This window comes from Actinomycetospora chlora (assembly GCF_039542135.1).
Lineage (GTDB): Bacteria > Actinomycetota > Actinomycetes > Mycobacteriales > Pseudonocardiaceae > Actinomycetospora > Actinomycetospora chlora.
This window is the reverse complement of the sequence record NZ_BAABHO010000108.1, coordinates 1-4,113: the sequence shown is the minus strand read 5'-3', so window position 1 is coordinate 4,113 and position 4,113 is coordinate 1. Positions and strand designations below refer to the sequence as shown.

Below are 4,113 nucleotides of genomic sequence, written 5' to 3'. Positions count from 1 at the left end.
CCGCCGCGGCGGGCACCGCGCCGGGCGGTGACGCCGGGGCGGCCGGGCCCCCCGGCTGGCTCCCCGGCTGGCGGGGCGGCACCGGGATCGCGCTGGTGGGCGCCCCGGCGAGGCGCGGGTCGACCGGCAGCGGGGCCGCGCCCGACGTGCTCGGCGTCTGGCGCGGGTCCGGGGTGTCCGGGCGGATCGCCGCCTGGACGCTGGTGTCGGTGCTCGGGTTGGCGCCCGGCACCGCGTCGACGGGGGCCTGCTCCTCGACCTGGATCGTCAGGTTGAACAGGAACGCGACGGACTCCTCGCGGATGCCCTCCATCATGGAGGTGAACATCTCGTAGCCCTCGCGCTTGTACTCGATCTTCGGGTCGCGCTGGGCCATCGCCCGCAGGCCGATGCCCTGCTTGAGGTAGTCCATCTCGTAGAGGTGCTCGCGCCACTTGCGGTCGAGCACCGAGAGGACGACCTGCCGCTCCAGCTCGCGCATCCCGCCCTCGGGCGCGATCCGGTCGATCTCCGCCTCGCGGCGGGCGTAGGCCTCGAGGGCGTCGGCGGTGAGGATCTCGACGAGCAGGTCGCGGTCGACGTCGTCGTGCTCCTCGAGGACCTCCTCCCACGAGACGCCGACCGGGTAGAGCTGCCCCAGCCCCGTCCAGAGCTTCTCGAGGTCCCAGTCCTCGCTGTAGCCCTCGGACGTCGCGCCGTCGACGTAGGCGGTGACCACGTCGACGACCATGTTCTGCACCTGGTCGGAGAGGTTCTCGCCCTCGAGGACGCGGTGGCGCTCGGCGTAGATCACCGTGCGCTGCTGGTTCATCACCTCGTCGTACTCGAGGATGTCCTTGCGGGCCTCGAAGTTCTGCTGCTCGACCTGCGTCTGGGCGCTGCGGATGGCCCGGGAGACCATCTTGGCCTCGATGGGCATGTCCTCGGGCAGGTTGAACCGGGTCATGATCGACTCGACCATGGCGCCGTTGAACCGCCGCATGAGCTCGTCACCCAGCGACAGGTAGAACCGCGACTCGCCCGGGTCGCCCTGGCGGCCGGACCGGCCGCGGAGCTGGTTGTCGATGCGCCGCGACTCGTGGCGCTCGGTGCCCAGCACGTAGAGCCCGCCGGCCTTCTTGACCTCCGCGGCCTCGCGCTCGACCTCGTCCTTGACCTCGGCCAGCGTCGCGTCCCACGCCGCCTCGTACTCCTCGCGCGTCTCGACCGGGTCGAGGCCCGTCGCGCGCAGGCGCTGGTCGGCGATGAAGTCGGGGTTGCCGCCGAGCACGATGTCGGTGCCGCGGCCGGCCATGTTGGTGGCCACGGTGACCGCGCCCCGCCGGCCGGCCTCGGCGATGATCTGCGCCTCCTGCTCGTGGAACTTGGCGTTGAGCACCGAGTGCTGCACGCCCCGCTCGGTGAGCAGCTTGGCCAGGTACTCCGAGCGCTCGACGCTGGTGGTGCCGATGAGCACCGGCTGGCCGCGCTCGTAGTGCTCGGCGACGTCGTCGGCCACGGCCTCGAACTTCGCCGGCTCCGTCTTGTAGACGAGGTCGGGCTGGTCGAGGCGCTTCGGGTCCTTGTTGGTCGGGATGGTGACCACCCCGAGCTTGTAGGTCTTCGAGAGCTCGGCCGCCTCGGTCTGGGCGGTACCGGTCATCCCGCAGAGCTTCTCGTAGAGGCGGAAGTAGTTCTGCAGCGTGATCGTGGCCAGCGTCTGGTTCTCGGCCTTGATCTCGACGCCTTCCTTGGCCTCGATCGCCTGGTGCAGGCCCTCGTTGTAGCGCCTGCCCACGAGCACGCGGCCGGTGAACTCGTCGACGATGAGGACCTCGCCGTCGCGGACGATGTAGTCCTTGTCGCGGAGGAAGAGCTCCTTGACCTTGATCGCGTTGTTCAGGTACCCGACGAGCGGGGTGTTGGCGGCCTCGTAGAGGTTCTCGATGCCGAGCTGGTCCTCGATGAAGGACACGCCCTCCTCGGTGACACCGATCGTCTTCTTCCGCTCGTCCACCTCGTAGTGGACGTCCTTGGTCATCTTCGGCGCGAGCCGCGCGAACTCGGTGTACCACCGGGCGCTCTGCTCCGCGGGGCCGGAGATGATCAGCGGGGTGCGGGCCTCGTCGATGAGGATCGAGTCGACCTCGTCGACGATCGCGAAGGCGTGCCCGCGCTGGACGCACTCGGCCTTCGACCAGGCCATGTTGTCGCGCAGGAAGTCGAACCCGAACTCGTTGTTCGTGCCGTAGGTGATGTCCGCCCGGTAGGCGGCGCGGCGCTCGTCCTGGGGCATCCCCGAGTAGATGGCGCCGACCTCGAGGCCGAGGAAGCGGTGCACGCGGCCCATCCACTGCGAGTCGCGCTGGGCCAGGTAGTCGTTGACCGTGACGACGTGCACGCCCTCGCCGGCGATGGCGTTGAGGTATGCCGGCAGCGTCGAGACCAGGGTCTTGCCCTCCCCGGTGCGCATCTCGGCGACGTTGCCCTCGTGCAGGGCCGCACCGCCCATGAGCTGCACCGGGTAGTGGAACTGGCCGAGCGTGCGCGAGGCGGCCTCGCGCACGACGGCGAACGCCTCGGGCAGCAGGTCGTCGAGCGACTCGCCCTCGGCGTACCGCTCCCGGAACTCGTCGGTCTTCCCCCGCAGCTCGTCGTCGGTGAGCTCCGCGATCTCGTCGGCGAACGTGTCGACGTAGTCCGCGATCTTGCCGAGGCGCTTGACCGTGCGTGCCTCGCCGGCCCGCAGCAGTCGGTTCAGGACCACCGTGTTTTCCTCGCTCGTCCTCGTCGGCGCCACATCCGGGCCGCCCGGCACGCGCACCGAGACGGGCCCGCTCCCCATCGTAGGTGCTGACGGGGAGCGGGCCCGGCACGGGCGTGCTGGAGCTGTACCGGGCTAGACGAGGGCGATGACGCCGTACGCGTAGCCGTGGCGCCGGTAGACGACGCTCGGGCGGCCGGTGGCCTTGTCGGAGAAGAGGAAGAAGTCGTGGCCGACGAGCTCCATCTGGGACAGGGCGTCGTCGACCGTCATGGGGATCGCGTCGTGCTCCTTGCGGCGCACGATCTGCCCGGGGAGGGCGTCGTCCTCGGTGACCTCCGTGACCTCGGTGACCAGGTCGTCGCTGGGTTCCCGTGCGGCCGGCACGTCGAGGGACCACTCGCGCTCGTCCGGCTCGCGCTCGAGGAGCTCGGTGGCGGTCGCCACGGCGGACGCGGTGGCGTCCTCGGCGGCGATCGACCCCATGGCCCGCGCCACCGACACCGGCACGCGGCGGCCGTGGCTCACGCGGCGGCGGTCGTGGGCACGCCGCAGCCGGGCCTCGAGCCGGGCGACGGCCTGGTCGAGCGCGCAGTAGAAGTCGGCCGAGCAGCCCTCGCCGCGGACGACGGGGCCGCGTCCGCGACCGGTGATCTCGACTCGCTGACAGTTCTTCGACCGGCGGGGGTTCGGCTCGTGGGAGAGCTGGACCTCCATCCGCACGATCTTGTGGTCGTAGCGCTCGAGCCGGCCCAGCTTCTCGGCCGTGTGCTCGCGGAAGTGATCAGGAACCTCGACGTTGCGTCCACAGAGAACGATCTCCATTGACGACCTCCCGTTGGGGTGACGTTGCGCGGCCGCGTCACCGGTGGGGGCGTCCATGCCGCGCCGGGACCCGGGACCGCGTCGAACTGCGACGTTCGCGCCTCCTGTCGTTCACCGACTCAGGATGTGCGCGTCACCGTAGTGACTCCCACCGTTGCCTGGGTAGGTCCGATCTGCCCGGTCCCGACCCTCGGACGACACCCGGCCGGGGCGGTCACGCGCCGTCGACGGCTCCGGACGGGTGAGTGCCGCCCTCCCGGCGACGCCCCACCCGGACGAGTGACCGCCGGGCGCGGCGGTCCGCGACGGTGAGCACCACGACCACGTCGACGGGGCGGCCGGCCGCGGCGAGCAGGGCCGTCGCGGCCCGCGCCGTGGCGCCCGTGGTGAGGACGTCGTCGAGCAGCGCCACCGCCGTGCCCGGCGGCGGCAGGCCGCGGGGGCGCACGCGCAGGTGGCGCGCGAGGTTGTCGGCCCGCGCGGCGGCGTCGAGCCCGACGGCGTCGACCGCGCCGCGCGCGAGGGCGAGCGCGCGGGACACGCGC

Annotated in this window: 2 protein-coding genes and 1 pseudogene; all 3 read right to left on the bottom strand. The window is 71.5% G+C overall.

Annotation, left to right across the window (positions count from 1 at the left end):
* The coding region (gene secA / locus ABD994_RS30850) for a preprotein translocase subunit SecA (RefSeq protein ID WP_345425420.1) at window positions 1–2,746 on the bottom strand (2,746 nt) is incomplete at its 3' end.
* Window positions 2,747–2,878: 132 nt separating this feature from the next.
* Complete coding sequence (gene hpf, locus ABD994_RS30845; RefSeq protein WP_345425417.1) at window positions 2,879–3,568, bottom strand: ribosome hibernation-promoting factor, HPF/YfiA family; 690 nt, start codon at window positions 3,566–3,568, stop codon at window positions 2,879–2,881.
* 214 nt (window positions 3,569–3,782) lie between these two features.
* A pseudogene (locus ABD994_RS30840) lies at window positions 3,783–4,113 on the bottom strand (ComF family protein); the annotation flags it as partial.

What these genes read in the sequence shown, in the direction of transcription:
- hpf (WP_345425417.1), bottom strand. Translation starts at nt 3,568, where the DNA reads ATGGAGATCGTTCTCTGTGGACGCAACGTCGAGGTTCCTGATCACTTC.